The following is a 24,479-nucleotide window of genomic DNA, read 5'->3' as shown; positions in this document are numbered from 1 at the left end:
GGGTTGTCAAAGAGGGGCGGCGGGAGGTGGCAAAGCCTGCAGCGCCATCAATTGCGCTTCGATCAGCAAGACCTCCACCTCGTGGCAGCGCACCAGCCGCAGCCAGCGTGCATCGTCCATGCCAGGTGTGCGCTCCGCGTGCAGGCCGATGTGGCAGGCGGTTCCGTTGGAGGTGGGCTCGACCGTGGCGCGGATGCGCGGGACCAGCGTGGCCGCCGAATCGCCGACGTGGTAGGTCACGCCGAAGCCCTGCGCATCGGCCACGGGCCGGACCCACGCGGGCTGCCCATCGAACAGCGAATGGCCGCGCACCACGCCGTCGCCGACCGGCTCCGCCTGCCAGCAGCCCAGCGCCCAGCGGCCGAGCCGCAGCCCGTCGGCGAGGTACGCCTGCGCGCGCCCTGCCGTCACGCTGCACCGTACCGACGCGCAATGGGCCGTGGTCGTCATCGGGTCAGCTGCGCCAGCGCGCGCAGTGCGCCGACCACTTCGTCGGCCGTGTTGTAGAAGTGCGGCGCGATGCGCACCACGTCGTTGCGCGCCGAGACCACGTAGCCGGCCTTCAGCATCTGCGCTTCGAGCGCGGCCGAGTTGCCGGGCACGCGAATGGCCGTGTTGGCGCCCTTCACGGCCGGCAGCGCCGGGCTCGCGACCGACAGCCCGAGCTGCGCGGCTTCCTCGAGCGCCACGGCCGAGAGCCCGGCCAGATAGGACTCGATGGCCGGAATGCCGATCTCGTTGAGCAACGCCATGCTCGCGCGCGCCACGCTGGCGCACATCATGGGCGGCGTGCCGGTGTTGAAGCGCGCCGCGCCGTCGGCAAAGTCGAGCCCCGCGGGATCGAAGGCGAACGGGTCCACGCGGCCGAACCAGCCCGTGACCGTCGGCGTGAGCTGCCGCGCGAGTGCGGGCCGCACGTAGAGAAAAGCGATGCCGGGAATGCCGAGCAGGTACTTCTGCGCACCGGCGGCGAGCACGTCGACGTCTTGCGCGCGGACATCGATGTCGATAGCTCCCGCCGACTGGTACGCATCCACGAACTGGATGGCGCCGGCGGCGCGCGCGGCGCGGCCGGTGGCGGCGATGTCGACGATCTGCCCGTCGTAGTAGCAGGCCTGCGATACCGAGACCAGCGCGGTCCGCGCATCGATCGCCTCGACGATCCGGTCGGCGGCGCGAGCCTCGCCGGCCTGCGCCTGCACGAGGCGCACCTGCGCGCCGCGCGGCTGCTGCGCGAGCCACACGTGGCACAGCGACGGAAAGTCCAGCGTGGTGGTCACAACGGTGTCGCGCCCCGGTTCGAAACGCAGCGTCGAAGCAATGCTCGAGGCCGCATCCGAGACGCTGCCGAGCACCGCCACGTCGTTCGCGTCCGCGCCGATCATCCGCGCGAACTCGGCGCGCGCCAGCGCCACCTGCTCCATCCAGTAGCCCCAGTCCGCGCCGCGGCGGACCCAGACATCGAGATAGTCGTCGATCGCCTGGCGCACCGGCAGGCTCAAGGCGCTCTGCGAGCAACTGGAGAGCTGGGCCGTGTGCGCCAGGATGGGAAAGAGCTTTCGGTAGGACGAGAATGGATGTTTCATGAATCTGCCTTGCATGACGACAAGGCGTTGGAGCGATGAACAAGACTGCCGACCCCGCCGGGTTTCCCTCTGCGTGGATCGAACTGCCGCATTTCTGCTGGGACGCGCTGCTGGCCACCGACGACGCGCCGGTCGTGCGCTTCGGCAAGGGCGAGACGCTGTTCTTCCAGGGCGACGCCGTGCGCCACGTCTACGTGGTGGAAGAAGGCCGCGTGCGGCTGGTGCTGTTGTCGGCCGCGGGGCATGAGAAGCACATGGCGATCGTGGGAACGCACGGCATGGTGGGCGAATGCAGTGCCTTCCTGGACGGCAGGCATTCGGTGACGGCCGTGGCCTCGTCGGACGTGGTGGCGCGCCAGGTCGGGCGAGCGCAGTTGCTCCAATGCATGGAACGCGACGCTGCCTGCCTGCGCCAGGTGCTGTGGCTGGCCAACGTCAAGCTGCGCATACTCGCCAACCAGAACCTGCTGCTGAGCCAGGCCACTGCCGCGCAGCGCGTGATCCATCACCTGGTGCAGCTTGCCGACACCTACGGCGAGCCGTCGACGGTCGGCACGGTGATCGGCATCGCCTTCACCCACCAGGAAATGGCCAACATCACCGGCCTGAGCCGCGTCATGGTCTCGAACGTGCTGATCCAGCTTCAGGAGCAGGGTCTGACCGACAGAATCAATGCGCATTGCGTCATCCGTGACATCGAGGGGCTGCGACGGCGCGCCACCTGATGTGATGGCGTGCGCGCGTCGAACTGCGGGCGAGTCTAGGAAGACCGCGCAGTGCCGTATGTCAACGGGTTTACAAGCGGCGGAATTTCGGCATTCCGCGCGCCGCGTGGATCACTTCTCCTTCGCGAGCCCCAGCTTGTCGATCACCGCCTTCTCGCGCTTCACCGTGTCCCGCGCGAACTGGGTGTAGTCCGCCGAGCTCTTGTAGTCGGGCAGCATGTCGTAGCGGGCGAGCGCGGCCACGTAGCTCGGCTCTTCCATTGCCTGCTTGAAGGCATCGTGCAGCTTCTTCACCACCTCGGGCGGTGTGCCCTTGGGGGCGCCGATGCCGAACGGCGAGGTCTGCACGATGTTGTAGCCCAGCTCCTTCAGCGTGGGTGCATTCGGGAACTTGTCGAGGCGCTTCTCGCCCCAGGTGTTCAGCACGCGCAGCTTGCCCGACTCCACGTGCGGTGCAAAGCCCGTGCTGTCGGACACCGCCATGATCTGACCGCTGAGGATGGCGAACATCGCCTCGGAATTGCCTTTGTACGGCACGTGCTGCAGCTCGATGCCGGCCTGCTGCGCAAGGATCTCGGTCGTGAGGTGCGGGCTCGTGAGGTTGCCGGTGGAACCGTAGGTGAGCTTGCCGGGGTTGGCCTTGGCGTAGGCGACGAAATCGGCCCAGGTCTTGAGCGGACTGTCGGTCGGCACCACGATGCCGAAGGCATAGCCGGTGACGTTGAGCACGTAGCTGATGTCCTGGAGCGGGTCCCAGTTGATCTTGGTGGTGTAGCCAATCCGGAACACGCCGAGCGGGATCTGCGCCAGGGTGTAGCCGTCGGGCTGCGCGATCTGCAGCGTCTGCGCCGGCAGGGTGCCGCCAGCGCCGGGCTTGTTCTCGATGAGGACCGGCTGGCCGAGGATCTTGCTCGCGTTGTCGGCGAGCTGGCGCATCGTGACGTCGGTCGGACCGCCGGCCGAGAAGGCGATGATCAGCTTGATGGGCTTGGCGGGAAAGTTCTGCGCCAGCGCTGACAAAGGCGAGGCGATCCCGCAAAGCGCGAGCGCTGCGGCACACAGAAGAGACGTTCGGCGAGACATGGCTTCCTCCTGAAGTATGAGAAAGCGCATTGGGCTCGCCTGCCACTGCCGCGGCAATCAGGGCTCGCCCTTGCCCTGTCGCGCATGCAACTCCAAAACGTTGGCAAGAAGGCTCCACGGCCTTCTTGCCCGTCTTCTTACTTCTGCTTCGCCAGCCCCAGCTTGTCGATCACCGCCTTCTCGCGCACGACCGTGTCCTGCGCGAACTTGGTGTACGTGGCCGAGCTCATGTAGTTGGGCAGCATGTCGTAGCGGTCCAGCGACGCGACGTAGCTTGGCTCTTCCATCGCCTGCTTGAACGCATCATGCAGCTTCTTCACCACCTCGGGCGGTGTGCCCTTGGGGGCGCCGATGCCGAACGGCGAGTTCTGCACGATGTTGTAGCCCAGCTCCTTCAGCGTGGGCGCATCTGGGAACTTGGCCAGGCGCTTCTCGCCCCAGGTGTTCAGTACGCGCAGCTTGCCGGCCTCGACCTGCGGCGCAAAGCCGGTGCTGTCGGCGGCGGCCATGAGCTGGCCGCTGAGTACGGCGAGCATCAGGTCGGCGCTGCCCTTGTAGGGCACGTGCTGCAGTTCGATGCCGGCCTGCTGCGCAAGGATCTCGGTCGTGAGGTGCGGGCTCGTGAGGTTGCCGGTGGAGCCGTAGGTGAGCTTGCCGGGGTTGGCCTTGGCGTAGGCGACGAAGTCAGCCCACTTCTTGAACGGGCTGTCGGTCGGCACCACGATGCCGAAGGCATAGCCGGTGACGTTGAGCACGTAGCTGATGTCCTTGAGCGGGTCCCAGGTCAGCTTGGTGGTGTAGCCGAGGCGGAACACGCCGAGCGGGATCTGCGCGACGGTGTAGCCGTCGGGCTGCGCGGTCTGCAGCGCCTGCGCGGGCAGGGTGCCGCCGGCGCCGGGCTTGTTGTCGATGATGACGGGCTGGCCGAGGATCTTGCTGGCGTTCTCGGCGAGCTGGCGCATCGTGATGTCGGTGGGGCCACCGGCGGGGAAAGCGATCACCAGCTTGATCGGCTTGGCGGGAAAAGCCTGCGCCAGCGCCGACAGCGGCGAAAGGATTCCGCAAGCGGCGAGCGTTGCGGCACAACAGAGAAGGGAGCGGCGGGACATGGCAGATTCCTGAAGAAGAAACGGATGAAAATAAAACGAAAGCGCGCATTGGGCCCTGCGCCGGGGCCGGAGGCAATCGGGGCAACCCGATGACTGTCGCGTGCGCGGCAGGGGGCCTATTTTCTCGCGGCCTGCGCGAAGCCCTGCAGCACGTTGACCGCATTCACGCCGACCTCGTCCACCGCATAGCCGCCTTCGAAGACGAAGACCGTCGGCAGGCCGGCGCGCGCGAGGTCTTCGCCCATGCGCAGGTAGTCGTCGCTTCGAAGGCGAAAGCCCGCGACGGGATCGCCTTCGAAGGTGTCGACGCCGAGCGAGACCACGAGCGCGCCGGCCTTCACAGCGGCGATCCGTTCGAGCGCGGTTTTGAGCGCCGCACGCCAGCCCGCGAAGTCGGTGCCTCGCGGCAGCGGCAGGTTGTGGTTGAAGCCCTCGCCCGCGCCGGCGCCGCGCTCGTCGGCATGACCGAGGTAGTACGGGTAGTCGGTCAACGGATCGCCGTGCAGGCTGGCGAAATGCACGTCGCCGCGTTCGTAGAAGATGGCCTGCGTGCCGTTGCCATGGTGGTAGTCGACGTCGAGCACGGCCACGCGCTCCACGCCCGCATCGCGCAGCGCCTGCGCCGCAACCGCGGCATTGTTGAGAAAGCAGTAGCCGCCGAAGAAGTCGGCGCCCGCATGGTGACCCGGCGGCCGCGTGAGCGCGAAGGACGCGCCCGCGCCGGCGCCCACCCGCTGCGCCGCGGTCCAGGCGCAGGCGACGCCGTGGCGCGCGGCGGCCCAGCTGCCGGCCATGAGCGGCGTGCCCGCGTCGAAGGCGAACAGGCCCATGCGCGCCGGAAAGCTCTTTGGCAGCACGTCGGTGCGCATGCCACGCGTGGGCCAGTACGAAGGCAGCGCATCGCGCGCGGCGTTCGACGGATCGAGCGCCACCCACTCGTCCCACGCATGGGCGATGAAGTCGAGGTAGCGCGGCGCATGCACGCGGGCCAGCAGCGCTTCGTCGAAGGCATCGTCGGGCGCCGCGAGCGGGCCGAGGCCGCGGCGCAGCAGCTCGTCCTTCACATGGTCGACGCGCGCGGGCACCTCGAAGCAGGGCACCAGTTCGCCGCGGAACATCTCCACCTTGCCCTGGTGCAGCGCATGGCGGTCGTTGTAGATGGTGAGCATCCCGTTCACCGCGCCAGCACCGGCGCGAGGGCCACGCCGGTATGGGTGCCCAGGCGCACGACTTCCTCGGGCGGCGCCGCCGCCACGATGCGGCCGCCGGCGTTGCCGCCTTCGGGGCCGAGGTCGATGATCCAGTCGGCCTCGGCGATCAGGTCGAGGTCGTGCTCGATCACGACCACGCTGTGGCCGCCGTTCACCAGCCGGTGCAGCACATGGATCAGCCGTTCGACGTCGGCCATGTGCAGCCCCACCGTCGGCTCGTCGAGCACGTACAGCGTGTGCGGCGCCTTCTGGCCGCGCCGGGTCACGTCGTCGCGCACCTTGCTGAGCTCGGTCACGAGCTTGATGCGCTGCGCCTCGCCGCCCGACAGCGTGGGCGACGGCTGGCCGAGCGTGAGATACCCGAGGCCGACATCCTTCAGCAATTGCAGCGGATGGGCGATGTTGGGCATGGCGGCGAAGAACTCGACCGCCTCGTCCACTTCCATCTGCAGCACCTCGCCGATGCTCTTGCCGCGCCAGCTCACGGCCAGCGTCTCGGGGTTGAAGCGCGCGCCGTGGCAGACCTCGCAGGGCACCTTCACGTCGGGCAGAAAGCTCATCTCGATGGTGCGCACGCCGGCACCGTCGCAGCCGGGGCAGCGGCCTTCGCCGGTGTTGAAGCTGAAGCGCGCCGGGCCGTAGCCGCGCGCCTTGGCTTCCAGCGTGTCGGCGAAGAGCTTTCGAATGGTGTCCCAGAAGCCGATGTAGGTGGCGGGGCAGCTGCGCGGCGTCTTGCCGATCGGGGTCTGGTCGACCTCGAGCACGCGGTCGACGGTCTCGTAGCCCTCGACCTTGCGGCAGCCGGACCAGGCCGCGCGCTTGCCCGCGGCATCGGCGTCGCGACCGGCCTTGGTCATGCGCTGGATCACGATGCCCTGCACGCTGGCCAGCAGCACATCGCGCGCGAGCGTCGACTTGCCCGAGCCGCTGACGCCGGTCACCACCACGAGGCGGTGCAGCGGCAGCGTGGCCGTCACGTCCTGCAGGTTGTGCAGGTCGGCGCCGTGCACGGTGAGCCAGTTGCCGCTGTCCTCAGCCTTCGGATCGGGCGAGGGAATCAGGCGCCGGGCCTGCAGCGGATGCTTGATGGCATCGCGCAGGTAGCGGCCGGTCTGCGACTCGGGCGCGGCCTGCACGTCGGCCACCGAGCCTTCGGCCACGAGGCGGCCGCCGCGCTTGCCGGCACTCGGGCCGATGTCGATGATGTGGTCGGCGCGGCGGATGGTGTCTTCGTCGTGCTCCACCACCACCAGCGTGTTGCCCTTTTCGCCGAGCTTGTGCAGCGCGTTCAGCAGGATCTGGTTGTCGCGCGCATGCAAGCCGATGGTCGGCTCGTCGAGCACGTAGCACACGCCCTGCAGGTTGCTGCCGAGCTGCGCCGCCAGGCGGATGCGCTGCGCTTCGCCGCCCGAGAGCGTGGGCGCGCCGCGGTCGAGCGTGAGGTAGCCGAGGCCCACCTCCTCGAGGAACTCGAGCCGGCTCTTGATCTCTGGCACCAGGTCGCGGGCGATCTCGGCTTCGCGCCCCGTGAGCGCCAGGCCTTCGAACCACTGCCGCACCTCGGTCACGCTCATGCGTGCGAGCTCGGTGATGCCGATGCCGCCCGAGCCGTCGCCCTGCGAGACGCCGAAGCTCACCGCGCGCGCGGTGGCATTGAGGCGCGTGCCTTCGCAGGTCGGGCAGGCGGTGTCGGCCAAGTCCTCCACCTCGGGTTCGGCAAAGGTCTGCTCGCGGCCCTTGTTGTCGTCGTCACGGATCGAATCGTCGAAGACCTTGCGCTGGTCCTTGCTGAGCTTGACGCCGGTGCCCACGCAGTCGGGGCACCAGCCGTGCTTGCTGTTGTAGCTGAACAGGCGCGGGTCGAGCTCGGCATAGCTGGTGCTGCAGACCGGGCACGCGCGCAGCGTCGAGAACACATGGACGCGGCCTATGCCCGCGGCCGGCGCGCCGGCCATCATGGCGGCCCTGAGGCCGTCGAGTTCGCTCAGCACATGCACCACGCCCTTGCCGTGCTCGAGCGCCCGGGCCAGTGCCTCGCGCAGCTCGGTCTCCTGCGACGGCAGCACGTCGAGGCTGGCCACCGGCAGCTCGATGCTGTGCTCCTTGAAACGGTCGATGCGCGGAAAGCCGGCGGTGGGCAGGAACTCGCCGTCCACGCGCAGGTGCGTGAACCCGCGCGGGCGCGCCCAGTCGGCCAGCTCGGTGTAGACGCCCTTGCGGTTGCTCACCAGCGGCGCGAGCAGGCCGATGTGCTGGCCCTTGAAGTTGCGCATCAGCTGCGCGGCGATGCTGTCGGGCGTTTGCGGCTGCACCGCCGCGCCGTCGCGCGTGCAGTGCTGCACGCCGAGCTTCACGTAGAGCAGGCGCAGGAAATGCCAGACCTCGGTGGTGGTGCCCACCGTGCTCTTGCGGCCGCCGCGAGACAGGCGCTGCTCGATCGCCACCGTCGGCGGAATGCCGTAGACCGCGTCGACCTCGGGCCGGCCCGCGGGCTGCACGATGCTGCGCGCATACGCATTGAGCGATTCGAGGTAGCGGCGCTGCCCTTCGTTGAACAGGATGTCGAAGGCCAGCGTGGACTTGCCCGAGCCGCTGACGCCGGTCACCACGCTGAACTTGCCGCGCGGGATCTGGACGCTGAGGTTCTTCAGGTTGTGCTCGCGCGCATTGACGATCTCGATCGCCTTGCCGCCGGGCGCCGCCTTGGCATTGGCGACGTAGCGCCGCGCGGCGCGCTCGGCCACCTTGTAGGCCTCGGGCCCGACCGCGAGCTCGTAGTCGGCCAGCGCCGCGCCGGTGAGCGAGGCGCGGTTCTCGCGCAGCTGCTCGGGTGTGCCCTCGGCCACCACCCGGCCGCCGCCCTCCCCGCCTTCGGGGCCGAGGTCGATGCACCAGTCGCTGGCGCGGATCACGTCGAGGTTGTGCTCGATCACGATCAGCGAATGGCCCGCGTCGAGCAGCTTGCGCAGCGCGCGCATCAGCCGCGCGATGTCGTCGAAGTGCAGGCCCGTGGTCGGCTCGTCGAACAGGAACAGCGTGCCCCGGCGCGCGACCGATTGCCTGCTGGCCGTCGCGCTCTTGGCGGCGTCGGCCAGGAAGCCCGCGAGCTTGAGGCGCTGCGCCTCGCCGCCGCTCAGCGTGGGCACCGGCTGGCCGAGCTTGACGTAGTCGAGCCCCACGTCGGAGATCGGCTGCAGCACGCGCACCACGTCGCGGTCGGCCTCGAACACCGCGGCCGCCTCGGCCACGGTGAGCTCGAGCACGTCGGCCACGCTGTAGCTCCTGCCCTTGCGCTCGACCTTGACCTCGAGGATCTCGGGCCGGTAGCGCCGGCCGTCGCAGTCGGGGCAGCGCAGGTACACGTCCGACAGGAACTGCATCTCCACATGCTCGAAGCCCGAGCCGCCGCAGGTCGGGCAACGTCCGTCGCCCGAGTTGAAGCTGAACTTGCTCGCGGTGTAGCCGCGCTGGCGCGAGAGTGCGGCGGTGGCGAAGATCTCGCGGATCGCGTCCCAGGCGCCGACGTAGCTTGCCGGGTTGGAGCGCGCGGTCTTGCCGATCGGCGACTGGTCGACGAAGACCACGTCGCCGAGGTGATCGGCGCCGAGCATCCGGTCGTGCGCACCCGGCGTCTCGGTGGCCTTGCCGAAGTGGCGCATCAGCGCCGGCGCGAGCACGTCCTGCACCAGCGTCGACTTGCCCGAGCCGCTGACGCCGGTCACGCACACCAGGCGCGCGAGCGGAAACTCCACGGTGATGTTCTGCAGGTTGTGCTCGCGCACGCCCTCGAGGATGAGCCGGTGCGTGTTCTCGCTCACCAGCCGCTTGAAGCCCATGCCGATCTTCTTGCGCCCGCCGAGATACTGGCCAGTGAGCGTGTCGGCATCGCGCAGTTGGTCGGTGCTGCCGTCGAACACGATCTGCCCGCCGCGGATGCCGGGCCCGGGCCCCATGTCGATCACGCGGTCGGCCGCGAGCATCACGGCCGGGTCGTGCTCGACCACCACCAGCGTGTTGCCGGCATCGCGCAGACGCAGCATCGCTTCGGTGATGCGGTTCATGTCGCGCGGGTGCAGGCCGATGCTGGGCTCGTCGAGCACGAACAGCGTGTTGACCAGCGAGGTACCGAGCGCGGTCGTCAGGTTGATGCGCTGCACCTCGCCGCCGCTCAGCGTGCGGCTCTGGCGGTCGAGCGTGAGGTAGCCGATGCCCACGTCGTGCAGGTAGCGCAGCCGGGTGGTGATTTCCTCGAACAGCAGCTTCAGCGCCTGCGCCTCGCCTTCGCTCGCGGGTGTGCCGTTGCCGTGGTGCTCGACCCGGTCGAAGAACCGCCGCAGCCGCTCGATCGGCAGCAGCATCAGGTCGTGCAGGCAGAGGCCGGGCAGCGCCTCGAGCTGCGCGCGCGTCCACTTCACGCCCTGCGGCATGAAGCGCTTCTCGGGCGGCAGCACCGCGTCGGCGTCTTCGTTGCTGCCGATGCGCCAGAGCAGGCTCTCGAGCTTGAGCCGCGCGCCGCTGCACACCGGGCACGGCGTGTAGCTGCGGTACTTCGACAAGAGCACGCGGATGTGCATCTTGTACGCCTTGCTTTCCAGGTAGCCGAAGAAGCGGCGCACGCCGTACCACTGCTTGTTCCAGTTGCCCTGCTTGAAGTTGGGCGTGCCCTCGATCACCCAGTGCTTCTGCTCGTCGGTGAGCTTGTACCAGGGCGTGTCGCGCGGAATTCCGGCCGCCTCGGCGTGGCGCATGAGGTCGTCCTGCGCCTCTTTCCAGGCCGGCGTCTGGATGGTCTTGATGGCACCGGCGCGCAGCGTGAGCTTGTCGTTCGGGATCACCAGTCCCAGGTCGACGCCGATCACGCGGCCGAAGCCGCGGCAGGTCTCGCAGGCGCCCACGGCCGAGTTGAACGAGAACATCGACGGGATCGGGTCGGTGTAGCGGACGTCGCTCTCGGGGCAATGCAGGCCGGTCGAGAACTTCCAGACTTCGGCGGGCACGTTCTCGTCCGCTGCCAGCGCGTGCACGGTGACGCGCCCGCTGCCGCGCTTGAGCGCCACCTCGATCGCCTCGACCACGCGCGCGCGCTCGGCGCTCGACACGCGAAAGCGGTCGGCCACCACGTCGAGCACCTTGCGCGGCCCCGTGGGCGTGGCCACCTCGCGCTCCGACTGCACGCGCGTGAAGCCGCTGGCCGAGAGCCACTGCGTGACTTCCTCGGCCGACGTGCCCGCGGGCAGCTCGACCGGAAACGTGACCAGGATGCGCGGATCGCCCGCCGCCGCCGCGCGCTCGGCGATCCGGGCGTAGATGCTGTCGGGGGAATCGTGGCGCACCGGCAGCGCGGTCTCGCGATCGAAGAGCTGCGCCGCCCGTGCGTAGAGCAGCTTCAGGTGGTCGTTGAGCTCGGTCATCGTGCCGACCGTCGAGCGCGAGGAGCGCACCGGGTTGGTCTGGTCGATGGCAATGGCGGGCGGCACGCCTTCCACCTTGTCGACCGCCGGCTTGTCCATGCGGTCCAGGAACTGGCGCGCGTAGGCCGAGAAGGTCTCCACGTAGCGCCGCTGGCCTTCGGCATAGAGGGTGTCGAAAACGAGGCTCGACTTGCCCGAGCCGCTGGGCCCGGTGACGACCGTCATCTCGCCGGTGCGGATGTCGAGGTCGAGGTTCTGGAGATTGTGCTGGCGCGCGCCGCGAATCCGGATGGAGCCCTGTGTCATGAGTGCCTTGGGGGGTGGGGCAAACATTCTAGGGAGCCAACCATGACGCTCATGCGCCCCGCGCCAGATGCTCCGCGCCCGCGCAGGGGTTTCTACGGATGCATGTTGTGACAATTTATTAACAAATAGGACTTTTGCTTACGTCTAAGCCAGGCATCCGAAAGTGACTTCATGAACAAGCTGCACCTGCTCTGCGCCGCCCTGATGGCCGGGGCCGCCACCGCCGTCCCGGCGCAGATCCTGATCGGCCAGACCGCGGGCCTGACCGGCTCGGTCGCCGCCAGCGTGAACGAGACGATCGGCGGTGCCCAACTGGTGATCGACGCGGCCAATGCCGCGGGCGGCATCCACGGCGAGAAGATCGAGGTGATCCGCATGGACGATGCCTTCGACGTCAAGCGCGCCGGCGAGAACGCCCGCGTGCTGATCGAAGAGAAAAAGGTGGTCGCGCTGTTCCTGAGCCGCGGCACGCCGCATTCGCAGGCCATCGTGCCCTGGCTCGACCGGCACGAGGTGGCGCTGATCGCGCCCTCCACCGGCGCGATGGTGCTGCACAAGCCCGTGCAGAAGCATGTGTTCAACGTGCGTTCCACCTACCAGCGCGAGGCGGAGAAGGCGGTGCAGCACCTGCTGACCACTGGCATCTCGCGCATCGCCGTGGTCCATGTCACTGATTCGTTCGGTCTCGATGCGCTCGAGGGCGCGATGGCCGGCTTTGCCAAGGGCCAATCCAAGCCCACGGTGACGCTGCCGGCCGACCGCGACAAGCCCGACTACCCGGCCATCATTGCGGCCGTGAAGGGCGCCAATGCCCAGGCGGTGCTGTGGATCGGATCGGGCACGGTGGTGGTCGAAGGCATCAAGGCACTGCGCGCGGCCGGTTCCGCCGCGCAGGTGGTGACGCTGTCGAACAATGCGTCCTCGGGTTTCGTCAAGCAGCTCGGCGAAGCGAGCAAGGGCGTGATCGTGACGCAGGTCTTCCCGAACGAGCGCTCGATCAGCTACCCGATGGTCAAGGAAGCCCTGTCGCTGGCGCGCACCAAGGGGCAGGCCGAGCTGTCGCCGGCCGCGCTCGAGGGCTTTGCCGCCGGCAAGGTGCTGGTCGAGGCGCTGCGCCGCGCCGGGCCCAAGCCCACGCGCGCGAAGGTGCTGGCGGCACTCGACGGCCTGCGTGCCTACGATCTCGGCGGGCTGGAGGTGAGCTATTCGCCCCAGGACCATTCGGGCATCGACTTCGCCGATCTTTCGATCATCAGCGACGGCCGCTTCAAGCGCTGAGCCGGGCGCGCCCCGCGCCGCTCGCCTGCCGACCTATTTCTGGCCCGCGGGCGCAGGCTCGTGCATGACGTCGCCGCCGTGCTTCTCGCCGGACATGTCGATCTTGTCGCCGGCCTGCGAGATCACGTAAAGGGCGATGGCGGCAAAGATGACGAAGCCGATGGCGATCTTCCACATGGGTGCTGTCTCCTGGTGATGTCTGGGGTTCAAGAAAAGGGCCTCGTGCCGGACCGGCATGAAGCCCCTTTGTTGAACGGAAGGCCTACGCCTTCCTGAGAATTCCCGAAGCCCGCCGGCGCATGCGCCGCAAGCAGCTCAGCCAAGTGCACCCGCGGAACTGGCTTTGCCAGGCCGCTGGGTGCGCCCCCCAGTGGGGGGAGGCGCCGAAGGCGCTTCGGGGGGCGTCTCAATCATTGGCGTAGATGTCGACGTCCTTCGTTTCGCGGATGAACAGCGTGCCGATGACGAGCGTCATGGCCGCGATGATGATCGGGTACCAGAGGCCGTTGTACATGTTGCCGGTGGTCGCCACGATCGCGAACGCGGTAGTCGGCAGCAGGCCGCCGAACCAGCCGTTGCCGATGTGGTACGGCAGGCTCATCGAGGTGTAGCGGATGCGCGTGGGGAACAGCTCGACCAGCATGGCGGCGATCGGGCCGTACACCATGGTGACCAGCAGCACCAACCAGAACAGCAGCGCGATGACCACGGCCTTGTTCATCTTGACGGGGTCGGCCTTGGCCGGGTAGCCCGCGACCTTCAGGTCGTCGGCCACGGCCTTCTTGAAGGCGGCGATCTCCTTGGCGGAGCCCTCGTCGAACTTCAGGTTGACCACGTTGCCCACGGGCGCCTCGATGGTCTTGTCGCCGATCTTGACGATGGCCTTGGAGCCCGGCGCGCCCTCGACGTTGTCGTAGCTCACCGAGTTCTGCACCAGGTAGCGCTTGGCTATGTCGCACGAGCTGCGGAAGTCGATCTCGCGTGCCACCGGGTTGCCCTGGAACGAGCAGGACTTCGGATCCGCCGTGACCGTGACGCCAGCCGTCGCCTGGGCGCGGGCCAGGTCGGGGTTGGCGTACTCGGTGATCATCTTGAAGACCGGGAAGTAGGTCACCACGGCCAGCAGGCAGCCCGCCATGATGATCGGCTTGCGGCCGATCTTGTCCGACAGGATGCCGAACAGCACGAAGAACGGCGTGCCCAGCAGCAGCGAGGCGGCGATCATCAGGTTGGCGGTGGTGGGGTCGACCTTGAGCTGCTGCGTGAGGAAGAACAGCGCATAGAACTGGCCCGTGTACCAGACCACGGCCTGGCCGGCGGTCAGGCCGACGAGCGCCAGGATCACGATCTTGAGGTTCTTCCATTCGCCGAAGGATTCAGCCAGCGGCGCCTTCGAGGTCTTGCCTTCGGCCTTCATCTTCTGGAAAGCCGGCGATTCGCTCAGCGACAGCCGGATCCACACCGAGATGCCGAGCAGTGCGATCGACACCAGGAACGGAATGCGCCAGCCCCAATCGCCGAACGCCTGTTCGCCGAGCCAGGTGCGCACGCCCAGGATCACCAGCAGGCTCAGGAACAGCCCGAGCGTGGCGGTGGTCTGGATCCACGAGGTGTAGGCGCCGCGCTTGCCGTGCGGGGAGTGCTCGGCCACGTAGGTGGCCGCACCGCCGTACTCGCCGCCGAGCGCCAGGCCCTGCAGCATGCGCAGCGCGATGAGGATCACGGGTGCGGCGACGCCGATGGTCGCGTAGCTGGGCAGCAGGCCGACGATGAAGGTCGACAGGCCCATGATCAGGATCGTGACCAGGAAGGTGTACTTGCGCCCGATCATGTCGCCGAGGCGGCCGAACACGATGGCGCCGAACGGACGCACCAGGAAGCCCGCGGCAAAGGCCAGCAGCGCGAAGATGAAGGCCGCGCCCGCATCCAGGCCGCTAAAGAACTGCTTGGCGATGATCGCGGCGAGCGAGCCATAGAGATAGAAGTCGTACCACTCGAACACCGTGCCCAGGGAGGAAGCGAAGATGACCTTCTTTTCCTCCGCGGACATGGGCCGGGGGGCCGGATGCGGCACCCCCTTCGAATCCAGTGTCGTTGCCATTTGCGTCGTCTCCTGTGTAATGCGTACGTTCGACCCCGGCATCCGGGACCGTGACGCATTCTTGGAGCCGCGACTGACCCGAGCCTTTCGCGAAACTGAATCGACGCTTACGAATTAGGGTGAAACCCGCGGGGCACGTTTCAGCTTGTAAGAAATCGTCGTTTTGTCAGCCTTTGCTGCTGCGCAACATGGACGGGCGCTGGGCGGCGCCGTCCCATTGCGCGCCAGCAAACCACGGATCGCCCGCAAGGTAGCCGCGCAGCATCGAGAGGCCGTCGAAGCCCCAGAACAACCGGCCGTCGACCACGCAGGCCGGCGTGCCGAACACCCCGGCCTGGATCGCCTCGTCGGTGTTGCGCTTGAGCAGCGCCTTGTTCTCGTCGCCGTTGGCGTCGCGCAGCGGCGTGCCGAGTTGCGCCGCCGCCGCGGCCAGGCGCGCGGGATCGGCGGCTTCCTCGCCACCGCGCCATACATGGCGAAACAGGGTCTCCGCGGCGAGGCGGCTGATGCTGCCGTCGCTCGACGTCGCCAGCGCGAGCCGCAGGTGCGCGAGTGGGTTGTACGGGTGCGAGGCCGGCATCTCGATCGGGATGCCGTTGGCATGGCCGAGCCAGAGCACATGGCGGTAGGTCCAGGCGCGCTTGGCCGGGATCTCGGCCGGGCCGAGCTGGCCGTGGTGCTTGAGGATCGCACCGAGCAGCACGGGCTTGTAGGCCACGCTGTAGCTCAGGCCTTCGAGCGCCTGCGGCAGGTGCTCGAACGCCAGGTGCGCGTAGGGCGAGATGAAGTCGAGATAGAAGTCGATGTGCTTCATGTGTCGTTGTCTCCAGATGGGTCCGGCATGCGCCAGATGCCGGCGCGTGCCCGCCACTCTATCGCGCGCCACACGCCGCGCCGGCCATCGTCGTCCATGCGGCTCCAGCCGGCGATCTCGGGGATGGTGCGCAGGCACCCTTCGCACAAGCCGCTCAGGCGGTCCATGCGGCAGACCGAGGTGCACGGCGACGGCGTGGCGTCCGCCGACTGCTGCACGGCGGCCGCACGTTCGGCCAGTGTTCGCGCCGCGTCGAGGTTCACGTCACACGACGTCTGCCACGGGCGCGCCGTCGGTGAGCTTCTCGAGGTCGTGCGGCCGCAGCTGGAACACCGCATGCGGATGGCCGGCCGCGGCCCAGATCTCGTCGAAGCGGAACAGCTCGCGGTCGATCAGCACCACCGGCTTCGTTGCATGCGCCACCGGCGACACGCCGCCGATCGTGAAGCCCGTGCGCGCCTTCACGAACTCGGCGTCGGCGCGGCCGGTCTTGCCGACCAGCGCATCGACCTTCTTCTCGTCCACGCGCTTGTCGCCCGAGGTGATGACCAGCACCGCCGCGTCGTCGCTCTTGCGCCGGAAGATGATGCTCTTGGCGATCTGTCCGACCGCGATGCCGAGCGCATCGGCCGCCTGCTGCGCGGTGCGGCAGGCGTCGTCGAGCATGCGCGGCGCGTGTGGATGGCCCGCGTCCTGCAGGGCGCGCGCCACGCGCTGGACGGAATCGGGAAGGGAGTGGAGTTCAGCGCCGCACATCGTGGTTCAACGGAAATGAAGAAAGACGGCGCCGATTGTCGGCCATGCGGCGGTGCCGCGCTGGCGCGCTGCGGGGCCTACCCGGCCAGCACGCGCTCGAAGGCGTTCACGGCCCGTGCGATCGCCGCATCGTCGATGTGGCGGTGCGTCACGCAGCGCAGCGCGCGCGGCCCCCACGGCCGCACCTGCAGGCCGGCAGCGCCCAATGCCGCCACCCAGTCGCCGCTGCTGCGGCCGGTGGCCGAGACATCGACCAGCACGATGTTGGTCATCGGCCGCGAAATCTCCAGTGCCGATCCGAGGGCGCGCAGTGCTTCGCTCAGGCGCTGCGCACGCGCGTGGTCTTCGCCGAGCCGCTGGCCCATGGTCTGCAGCGCTTCCAGGCCGAAGGCCGCCAGCACGCCGATCTGCCGCTGCGTGCCGCCGAGCATGCGCCGCAGCGTGCGCGCCCGGTCGACCAGTGCGCGGCTGCCCACCAGCACCGCGCCGGCCGGTGCACTCAATCCCTTCGACAGGCACAGCGAAACGCTGTCGACATGCTGTGCCAGGTGCGCCACCGGCGCCTGCAGCGCCACTGCGGCGTTGTACAGGCGGGCGCCGTCGAGGTGCACCGCCGCCCCGTGGCGCTGCGCCAGCGCATGCACCTGCGCCATGTGCGCGAGCGGCAGCACCGCGCCGCCGGCGTTGTTGTGCGAGGTTTCCATGGCCACCAGCGACGTGCGCAGCCGATGGCCGCCGGCCGAGAGGTTCTCTTCCAGCTGGTTCGCGTCCATGGCGCCGTCGCTGCCGGGAATGCCGACATAGAAAGCGCCCGTCAGCGTGGCGCTGCCGCGCTCGGCCGTGATCATGTGGGCGCTGGCCTCCGTCACCACCTGGCCATGGCGCGGCACCTGCGCCAGCACCGCGAGCAGGTTGCCCATGGTGCAGGTGGGGACGAACAGGCCGGCCTCCTTGCCGAGCTCGACGGCGGCAAAGGCCTCGAGCTCGACGGCCGTGGGGTCGCCGTCGAGGCCGTCGTCGCCGAGCGCCGTGCTGCGCGCCCGTTCGAACATGGCATCGGTCGGCCGGGTGACGGTGTCGCTGCGCAGATCGACGGCGTCAGCGGCTTCGGAAAGGATTGTCTGGGTGCTCATCGGATGACGGTCTTGCGTTGTTCCAGCAGTCGAACGATCTGCGAAGCGGTGCCGCAGATCACCATGTAGACGACTGCGACGAACAGGTACATCTCGACCAGCCGGCCGTCGCGCTGGCCGACCTTCGCGGCGGCACCGAGAAAGTCCGTCAGCGACAGCACATAGACCAGCGAGGTGTCCTGGAAAAGGATGATCAGCCGCGTCACCAGCGCCGGCATCATGTTGCGCACGGCCTGGGGCAGCACGATGTGGCGCAGGCTCTGCCAGTGCGTGAGCCCGAGGGCCTGCGCCGCGGCGGACTGGCCGCGCGCGATCGACTGGATGCCGGCGCGCATGATCTCGCAGAAGTAGGCGGCCTCGAACAGCGTGAAGGTGATCACCGCCGACTTGAACGCCCCCACCGCCACCGGCCGCGAGGCGCCGGTGATCCACGCGCCCAGGTAGGGCATGAGGAAATAGAACCAGAAGATCACCAGCAGCAGCGGCACCGAGCGCAGCGTGTTGACGTAGATGCCCGCCGGCCAGGAGATCAGCCGGCGCGGCGACAGCCGCGCGATCGCCAGCACCGTGCCGAGCGCCAGCCCCATCACGGCGGAGAGCCCGGCCAGGGTGAGCGAGAAGCGCATGCCCTCGGCGAAGAGGTAGGGGGCCGCGTCGAGAATGACCGACCAGTCGAAGGAATAGGCCATGTGCGGTCAGGCCTTGCGGTCGCCCGCGCCGATCAGCCCCGGCACCGCAAGCCGGCGCTCCATGCTGCGCATGCCGAGCACCACCACGCCGTTGATGACCAGGTAGCCCGCTGTCGCGGCGCTGAAGGCCTCGAAGATGTGGAAGGTGTATTCCTGCATCGAGCGCGCCTGGCCGGTGAGCTCCAGCAGGCCGATCGTCAAGGCCACCGACGAATACTTGATGATGCCGGTGAACTCAGAGGTCAACGGCGGGATCACGATGCGCATGGCCTGCGGCACGATGACGTGGCGGTAGAGCTGGAACTCGGTCAGCCCCATCGCGGTGGCGGCGTTGAACTGCCCGCGCGGCAGCGACTGGATGCCCGAGCGCACCTGCTCGGCCACGCGCGCCGACCCGTAGAAGGTCAGGCAGGCCAGGGCGGGCAGAAACTGGCCCCAGGGTTGCGGCATCTGTTTCATCGCGTCGCCCCACGCCTTCGGCAGCAGTTCGGGCAGCACGAAGTACCAGAGGAACATCTGCACCAGCAAAGGCACGCTGCGGAACGCCTCGACGTAGATCGTCACGCCGAACCGCCAGCCGCGCCCGCTGGTCGTGCGCATCACGCCCAGCAGGCTGCCGCCCAGCAGCGCCAGCACCCAGGCCACCAGCGCCAGGGCCAGCGTCCAGCCCACGCCGACCAGCAGCATCTCCCAGTAGGGGTTCACCCCGTCCAGCGACAGCTCCTGGAAGACCGCCCAGCTCCAGTCGTAGTTCATGCGCGTGCGCCGTGCCCAGCGGGAGCCTTACTCGTAGGCCTTCGGGTCGCCCGAATCGGTGGGCTTGGCCAGCGCCCGCTTGAGCGCGTCGCTCATCGGAAACTGCAGGTTGATCTGCTTGGGCGGGATCGGCGCGTTGAAGTACTTGTCGTACAGCTTGGCGACAGTGCCGTCCTTGATCAGCGCCACCACGGCGTCGTCGACCACCTTCTTGAAAGCAGGGTCGTCCTTCGGCTCCACGATCCCGTAGGGCGCGAGTTCGAGGCCGCGGGTGCCGACCACGAAGTCGGCCGGGTTGCGCGCCGAGGCCACCGCGCCGTAGGCCAGCCCGTCGTCGCTGATGGAGCCGGCGGCGCGCCCGGTTTCCACCATCAGGAAGCCTTCGGCCGTGTTCTTGGCGGGCGCCACCGTGATGCCCAGGTTCTCGCGCGCATTGATCTGCGAGATCAGCTTGAAGGTCTGGCCGCCGGCCTGCGCGGCAATGGTCTTGCCGCGGAACGAGGCCGGGTTGTTCACGTCCACGCCCGCATCCTTGCGCGCCACCAGCACCACCTGCGCCACGAAAGTGGTCGGTGCGAACGAGACCATCTTGTGGCGCTCGGGCTTGTTGGTGGTGTTGCCGCACTCCAGGTCGATCGTGCCGTTGGCCAGGAGCGGCAGGCGGGTGGCCGAGGTGGTCGGGTTGTAGCGCACCTGCAGCGTCTCGAGCTTGAGCGACTTCTGCACCGCGCGCGCCACGTTCTCGCAGATCTCGACCATGTAGCCGACCGGCTTCTGGTCGCCGTCGAGGTAGGCAAAGGGCACCGAGGTTTCGGGATGCCCCAGCACGATGGCGCCGGTTTCGCGGATCTTCTCGAGGCGGCCGGCCTGAGCCTGGGCGGCGACGACCAGCAAGGTGACGCCGAGAACGATCGATGGACCGAATTTCATGTCTTCTACCCCTTCGGTTTGGTATGGCGGGCGGACCGCTTCCGGCGGCTCGCCCGAGGCTGCTGCCCCCGCGAACTGTTCGCTGTAGGCGGCGTGTAACGAAAGTATGCTCGGTCTGCGCCATGGCGGCCAATGCCGCTTCACCAGTCTTCCATACAGATCTGATATGACTAACCGCATGGCCTTGCGCCACATCGAAGCCTTCAACAGCGTGATCCGCCTGGGCACCATGACCGGTGCCGCGGTGGCGCTGCACACCTCCCAGCCGCAGATCAGCCGGCTGATCGGCCAGCTGGAGGCGATCGTCCAGTTCAAGCTGTTCGAGCGCAGTGGCAGCCGGCTGAAGCCGACGCTGGAGGGCCTGCGCTTTCACAACGAGGTGCGCAAGACCTTCGACGGGCTGACCAGCCTGGAAGCGGCGGCCACCCACATCCGCGCATTCGGCACGCAGCGCCTCAGCGTCGCCGCCATGCCGCGGCTGGCCGGTGGGCCGATGGCCCGCGCCGTGGCCAGCTTCAAGCTGGCCCATCCGCGGGTGCTGGTGGCCATTCACTCAGGCGATGCGCAGGCGGTGCACCGCTGGGTTCATTCGGGCTTCTGCGATGCCGGTCTCGCCATGCTGTACGACGAAGAGGCCGATGCGCAGGACCTGCAGGTCGAGGTGCTGCACCGCGCGAACTTCGTGGTGGTGCTGCCGCCCGACCATCCGCTGACGCAGCTTCGGGTGGTGCACGCGCGCGACCTCGACGGCCACGCGCTCGTCGCCGCGGCCCAGGGCAGCAGCCTGCGCCAGCGCTGCGACCGGCTGCTGGCCGAGGCCGGCGCCAGCTGCACCATCACGGCCGAGGCCAATCTCGGTTCGACGGTTTGCGCGCTGGTGGCGGCGGGCATCGGCATCGGGCTGATCAACCCGCTGGCCGCGCAGGACGAACTGCGCGAGGCGCGGCTGCAGGTGCGGCCGTTCCTGCCGGAGACCTCGATGTCGGTGGCGCTGCTGTACCCGACGCAAATGGAGCAGCACCGGCTGGTGCAGACCTTCGCCGACTCGGCGCGCGGCGCCTTGCGGCGTGAGTTCGCGAGCCTCCCGGGCACGGCGGCGGCCGCGCCCGACGGCAGCGCCTGAAGCGGAGGCGCGCGCCCCCCGCCTATCCCGCGCGTTTGGTGCGGATCGCCTTCGACGCGCGCGAGTTCGGCTCGCGCCCGAGCGCCTCGCTGATGTACACGCCCGCGTCGATCAGCCGGTCGAGGTCGATGCCGGTCTCGATGCCCATGCCGTGCAGCATGTAGACCACGTCCTCGGTCGCGACGTTGCCGGTCGCGCCCTTGGCGTAGGGGCAGCCGCCCAGCCCGGCGGAGGACGACTGGAAGTTCCAGACCCCCATCTCCAGCGAGGCCAGCGTGTTGACCAGCGCCTGGCCGTAGGTGTCGTGGAAATGGCCCGATATCTGGTCGACGCCGAAATGCGCCAGCGTCGCCTCGATCGCGGCCTGCACCTTGCGCGGCGTGCCCACGCCGATGGTGTCGGCCACGTCAACGCGCTGCACGCCGATGTCCTTCATCAGCCCGGCCAGCATGCCCACGCGTTCGGGTGCGATGTCGCCCTCGTACGGGCAGCCCACGGTGCACGACATGGCGCCGCGCACGCCGATGCCCTTCGCGCGCGCCGCGGCCACCACGGGCGCGAAGCGTTCGATGCTCTCGGCGATCGAGCAGTTGATGTTCTTCTGGCTGAAGGCCTCGCTCGCGGCGCCGAACACCACGATCTCGTCGGGCCACTCTTCGCGCGGCGCGGCGATGGCGGCCTCGAAGCCCTTCATGTTGGGCGTGAGCACCGAGTAGCGCACGCCGGGCTTGCGCCGGATGCCATGCATCACCTCGGCGTTGTCGGCCATCTGCGGCACCCACTTGGGCGACACGAAGCTGGTGACCTCGATCTCCGTCAGGCCGGCCTCCTGCAGGCGGTGCACGAGGGCGATCTTGACTTCGGCGGCGACGGGCTGCTTCTCGTTCTGCAATCCGTCGCGCGGGCCGACATCGACGAGCTGGACCTTGGCGGGGAGTTTCATGGCGTGTCTCTGAAGAAGAAAAAACCGTTCGGCGATTGTCGGCCACCTGCACCGCACGTGCGGCGCGAGGGGTTGCAATGCGCGCCAGCGGGGTTGCAGATCGCGCCAGTCGGGCCGCGGCGCTCAGTACGACTTGGGCAGCCCCAGCGCCTTTTCCGCAATGAAGTTCAGGATCATCTGCGGGCTCACGGGCGCGATGCGCGGGATGTAGCTCTCGCGCAGCAGCCGCTCGACGTGGTATTCCTTCGCGTAGCCCATGCCGCCGAGCGTGAGCACCGCGTTCTGGCAGGCGTCGTGCGCGGCTTCGGCCGCCAGGTACTTGGCGGCGTTGGCCTCGATGCCGCAGGGCGCGCCGGCGTCGTACAGCGTGGCGGCCTTGAGCATCATCAGGTCGGCCGCCTCGAGGTTGGCCCAGGCCCGCGCGAGCGGATGCGCCACGCCCTGGTTCTGCCCGATGGGCCGCCCGAACACCACGCGCTCCTGCGCGTACTGCGCGGCGATGCGCAGCGCGGCGCGGCCGATGCCGATGGCTTCGGCGGCGATCAGGATGCGCTCGGGGTTGAGCCCGTGCAGGATGTACTCGAAGCCGCGCCCTTCCTCGCCGATGCGGTCTTCCTCCGGCACCGCAAGCCCGTCGATGAAGAGCATGTTCGAGTCGACCGCCGCGCGGCCGAGCTTGTGGATCTCGCGCACCTCGACCTTGCTGCGGTCCAGCGCCGTGTAGAAGAGCGTGAGCCCCTGCGTGGGCTTCTTCACCTGGTCGAGCGGCGTGGTGCGCGTAAGGATCAGCATGCGGTCGGCCACCTGCGCGGTCGAGATCCAGATCTTGCGCCCGTGCAGCAGGTAGCCGCCGCCGGGCTGGCGCACGGCCTGCGTCTTGAGGTGCGTGGTGTCGAGCCCCGCGTCGGGTTCGGTCACCGCGAAGCAGGCCTTTTCGGTGCCCGCGATGAGCGGCGGCAGGAAGCGCTGGCGCTGCGCGTCGCTGCCGAACACCACCACCGGGTTGAGCCCGAAAATGTTCATGTGCACCGCGGAGGCGCCCGACATGCCCGCGCCCGAGGCGCTGATGGCGCGCATCATCAGCGCGGCCTCGGTGATGCCGAGCCCCGCGCCGCCCTGGGCCTCGGGCATTGCGATGCCGAGCCAGCCGCTCTGGGCCACGGCGCGGTGGAATTCGTGCGGGAACGCGGCGCGTTCGTCGTGGTCGCGCCAATACTCGATCGGAAAGTCTTCGCACAGCCGTTCGATGGCCGCGACCAGCGAGCGCTGGTCTTCGTTCAGGGAAAAATTCATTTGCCTTCTTTCTCGGGTGGATCGGGCTGCAGCGTGATGCCGCGCGCGCGCATCGCATCGATGGCCGCTTCGTTGTAGCCGGCTTCACGCAGCAGCTCGACGCTGTGCTCGCCAATGCGCGGCGCGGGGCGGTGCAGCGAGGCGGGCGTGGCGCTGTAGCGCCCCACCGGCGCCATGGTGCGGATGCGGCCTTCGGTGGGATGGTCGACCTCGGGAAAGAAGCCGACCGCGCGCAGGTGCGGATCGCCGAGCAGGCTCTCGGTGCTGTGCAGCCGTGCGACGGGAATGTCGGCCGCTTCGAGCAGCGCGAACCATTCGTCGCTGCTGCGCGTGGCCATGACCTCGGCCACGAAGGCATAGACCTCGGCGATGTGCGCCGCGCGCGCGGTGTGGGTGCCGAACATCGGCGAGTGGCGCAGCTCGGGCCGGCCGATCACGTCGAAGAAGGCCTGCCAGTGCTTGTCGTTGTAGATCAGCACGCTCAGGTGGCCGTCGGCCGTGGCGTAGGGCTTACGGTGGGGCGCGAGCAGACGCGCATAGCCCGTCGGGCCGAGCGGCGGCTCGAAGCTCTGGCCGCCGAGGTGGTCGCCCATCACGAACTGCGAGAGCGCCTCGAACATCGGGACTTCCACCGCCTGGCCCTGGCCGGTGCGTTGCGCATGCAGCACCGCGGCCAGCAGCGCGATGGCGGCCTGCAGCCCGACCGCGCGGTCGGCGAGGGTGACCGGCGCATAGCGCGGCGCGCCGCCGCTTTGCTGCGCGAACAGCGAGGCCACGCCAGCCGCGCCCTGGATCAGGTCGTCGTAGGCGGGCTTGCCGGCATAGGGGCCCTGCTCGCCGTAGCCGAAGGCGCCGAGATAGACGATCTTCGGATTGGCCGCCGCGACCGCCTCGTAGCCCAGGCCGAGCCGCGCCATCGCCTGCGGCCGCGTGTTGTAGATCAGCGCATCGCAGCCCGCCGCCAGCCGCAGGCAGGCCTCGCGGCCTTCGGGCTGCTTGAGGTCGAGCACGATCGAGCGCTTGTTGCGGTTCAGGTGCAGCGCCATGGCGCCCATGCCCGCATGGCGCATCGGCCCGACGGCGCGCAGGTTGTCGCCCGAGGGCGGTTCGACCTTCACGATGTCGGCACCGAGATCGCCGAGCGTCTGGGTGGCGTAGGGGCCCATCACCACGGCCGTGAGGTCGAGGATGCGGATGCCCTGGAGGGGGCCGGTGATGTTCATGCCTTGGCT

General features: G+C 68.7%; 21 protein-coding genes. 3 read left to right on the top strand and 18 right to left on the bottom strand.

Features of this window, described 5'->3' with window-relative positions:
• Positions 1-6: 6 nt before the first annotated feature.
• Positions 7-450, bottom strand: coding sequence for a hypothetical protein (locus AC3A6J_RS23315; RefSeq protein ID WP_487862383.1), 444 nt, complete (start codon positions 448-450; stop codon positions 7-9).
• Entirely contained in the window at positions 447-1,586 is a 1,140-nt protein-coding gene (locus AC3A6J_RS23310; RefSeq protein WP_487862382.1) for an aminotransferase class V-fold PLP-dependent enzyme, read from the bottom strand. Before AC3A6J_RS23310 ends, AC3A6J_RS23315 begins: the two co-directional genes overlap by 4 nt.
• A gap of 35 nt (positions 1,587-1,621) precedes the next feature.
• Here AC3A6J_RS23310 and AC3A6J_RS23305 point away from each other — a divergent pair, with 35 nt between their 5' ends.
• On the top strand, positions 1,622-2,311 hold the full coding sequence (locus tag AC3A6J_RS23305) for a Crp/Fnr family transcriptional regulator (protein ID WP_487862381.1): 690 nt from the start codon (positions 1,622-1,624) through the stop codon (positions 2,309-2,311).
• A 111-nt stretch (positions 2,312-2,422) separates the two neighbouring features.
• On the opposite strand, the gene AC3A6J_RS23300 is transcribed toward AC3A6J_RS23305, so the two are convergent.
• From AC3A6J_RS23300 to uvrA, 4 genes are all read right to left on the bottom strand, one after another.
• The gene (locus AC3A6J_RS23300; RefSeq protein WP_487862380.1) at positions 2,423-3,394 is read right to left on the bottom strand and encodes a tripartite tricarboxylate transporter substrate binding protein; all 972 of its coding nucleotides are present in this window, start codon (positions 3,392-3,394) and stop codon (positions 2,423-2,425) included.
• Positions 3,395-3,531: 137 nt separating this feature from the next.
• Positions 3,532-4,503, bottom strand: coding sequence for a Bug family tripartite tricarboxylate transporter substrate binding protein (locus AC3A6J_RS23295; RefSeq protein ID WP_487862379.1), 972 nt, complete (start codon positions 4,501-4,503; stop codon positions 3,532-3,534).
• A 116-nt stretch (positions 4,504-4,619) separates the two neighbouring features.
• Positions 4,620-5,672 (bottom strand): histone deacetylase family protein, encoded by a 1,053-nt coding sequence (locus AC3A6J_RS23290; protein WP_487862378.1) that lies wholly within the window; start codon positions 5,670-5,672, stop codon positions 4,620-4,622.
• A 5-nt stretch (positions 5,673-5,677) separates the two neighbouring features.
• A complete protein-coding gene (uvrA, locus tag AC3A6J_RS23285) occupies positions 5,678-11,431 on the bottom strand; it encodes an excinuclease ABC subunit UvrA (RefSeq protein ID WP_487862377.1) in 5,754 nt (1,917 codons plus the stop codon).
• 171 nt (positions 11,432-11,602) lie between these two features.
• On the opposite strand from uvrA, the gene AC3A6J_RS23280 reads away from it, so the two are divergent.
• The gene (locus tag AC3A6J_RS23280; RefSeq protein WP_487862376.1) at positions 11,603-12,709 is read left to right on the top strand and encodes an ABC transporter substrate-binding protein; all 1,107 of its coding nucleotides are present in this window, start codon (positions 11,603-11,605) and stop codon (positions 12,707-12,709) included.
• Positions 12,710-12,742: 33 nt separating this feature from the next.
• Here AC3A6J_RS23280 and AC3A6J_RS23275 read toward each other — a convergent pair whose 3' ends face one another.
• The 9 genes from AC3A6J_RS23275 to AC3A6J_RS23235 all read right to left on the bottom strand — a co-directional run bounded on the left by AC3A6J_RS23275 (position 12,743) and on the right by AC3A6J_RS23235 (position 19,888).
• The gene (locus AC3A6J_RS23275; protein ID WP_487862375.1) at positions 12,743-12,886 is read right to left on the bottom strand and encodes a hypothetical protein; all 144 of its coding nucleotides are present in this window, start codon (positions 12,884-12,886) and stop codon (positions 12,743-12,745) included.
• Positions 12,887-13,115: 229 nt separating this feature from the next.
• Positions 13,116-14,810: an MFS transporter gene (locus tag AC3A6J_RS23270; protein WP_487862374.1), complete on the bottom strand. Its 1,695-nt coding sequence runs from the start codon at positions 14,808-14,810 to the stop codon at positions 13,116-13,118.
• 166 nt (positions 14,811-14,976) lie between these two features.
• Positions 14,977-15,624: a 2-hydroxychromene-2-carboxylate isomerase gene (locus tag AC3A6J_RS23265; protein WP_487862373.1), complete on the bottom strand. Its 648-nt coding sequence runs from the start codon at positions 15,622-15,624 to the stop codon at positions 14,977-14,979.
• Positions 15,621-15,887, bottom strand: a complete 267-nt coding sequence (locus AC3A6J_RS23260; RefSeq protein ID WP_487862372.1) for a DUF1289 domain-containing protein — start codon at positions 15,885-15,887, stop codon at positions 15,621-15,623. The genes AC3A6J_RS23265 and AC3A6J_RS23260 overlap by 4 nt, the downstream gene beginning before the upstream one ends.
• A 1-nt stretch (position 15,888) precedes the next feature.
• A complete protein-coding gene (locus AC3A6J_RS23255) occupies positions 15,889-16,380 on the bottom strand; it encodes a YbaK/EbsC family protein (protein WP_487862371.1) in 492 nt (163 codons plus the stop codon).
• Between the two features lie 77 nt (positions 16,381-16,457).
• On the bottom strand, positions 16,458-17,513 hold the full coding sequence (locus tag AC3A6J_RS23250; RefSeq protein WP_487862370.1) for a threonine aldolase family protein: 1,056 nt from the start codon (positions 17,511-17,513) through the stop codon (positions 16,458-16,460).
• On the bottom strand, positions 17,510-18,202 hold the full coding sequence (locus AC3A6J_RS23245) for an amino acid ABC transporter permease (RefSeq protein ID WP_487862369.1): 693 nt from the start codon (positions 18,200-18,202) through the stop codon (positions 17,510-17,512). The genes AC3A6J_RS23250 and AC3A6J_RS23245 overlap by 4 nt, the downstream gene beginning before the upstream one ends.
• A 6-nt stretch (positions 18,203-18,208) precedes the next feature.
• Positions 18,209-18,958 carry an amino acid ABC transporter permease gene (locus tag AC3A6J_RS23240; protein ID WP_487862368.1) on the bottom strand — a complete coding sequence of 250 codons (750 nt, stop codon included), beginning with the start codon at positions 18,956-18,958 and terminating at the stop codon, positions 18,209-18,211.
• A 27-nt stretch (positions 18,959-18,985) separates the two neighbouring features.
• The gene (locus tag AC3A6J_RS23235; RefSeq protein ID WP_487862367.1) at positions 18,986-19,888 is read right to left on the bottom strand and encodes an amino acid ABC transporter substrate-binding protein; all 903 of its coding nucleotides are present in this window, start codon (positions 19,886-19,888) and stop codon (positions 18,986-18,988) included.
• Between the two features lie 178 nt (positions 19,889-20,066).
• On the opposite strand from AC3A6J_RS23235, the gene AC3A6J_RS23230 reads away from it, so the two are divergent.
• Positions 20,067-21,011: a LysR family transcriptional regulator gene (locus AC3A6J_RS23230; protein WP_487862366.1), complete on the top strand. Its 945-nt coding sequence runs from the start codon at positions 20,067-20,069 to the stop codon at positions 21,009-21,011.
• Between the two features lie 22 nt (positions 21,012-21,033).
• Here the strand turns inward: AC3A6J_RS23230 and AC3A6J_RS23225 are convergent, their stop codons facing one another.
• The 3 genes from AC3A6J_RS23225 to AC3A6J_RS23215 form a co-directional block, all read right to left on the bottom strand.
• Positions 21,034-21,954: a hydroxymethylglutaryl-CoA lyase gene (locus tag AC3A6J_RS23225; protein WP_487862365.1), complete on the bottom strand. Its 921-nt coding sequence runs from the start codon at positions 21,952-21,954 to the stop codon at positions 21,034-21,036.
• Between the two features lie 123 nt (positions 21,955-22,077).
• Positions 22,078-23,247: an acyl-CoA dehydrogenase family protein gene (locus tag AC3A6J_RS23220; protein ID WP_487862364.1), complete on the bottom strand. Its 1,170-nt coding sequence runs from the start codon at positions 23,245-23,247 to the stop codon at positions 22,078-22,080.
• Complete coding sequence (locus AC3A6J_RS23215; RefSeq protein ID WP_487862363.1) at positions 23,244-24,470, bottom strand: CaiB/BaiF CoA transferase family protein; 1,227 nt, start codon at positions 24,468-24,470, stop codon at positions 23,244-23,246. The genes AC3A6J_RS23220 and AC3A6J_RS23215 overlap by 4 nt, the downstream gene beginning before the upstream one ends.
• Between the last annotated feature and the right edge of the window lie 9 nt (positions 24,471-24,479).

The organism is Variovorax sp. Soil_C_39 (assembly GCF_057656815.1).
The sequence above is the reverse complement of the archived record's forward strand: the minus strand, read 5'-3'. Positions and strand labels throughout refer to the sequence as shown.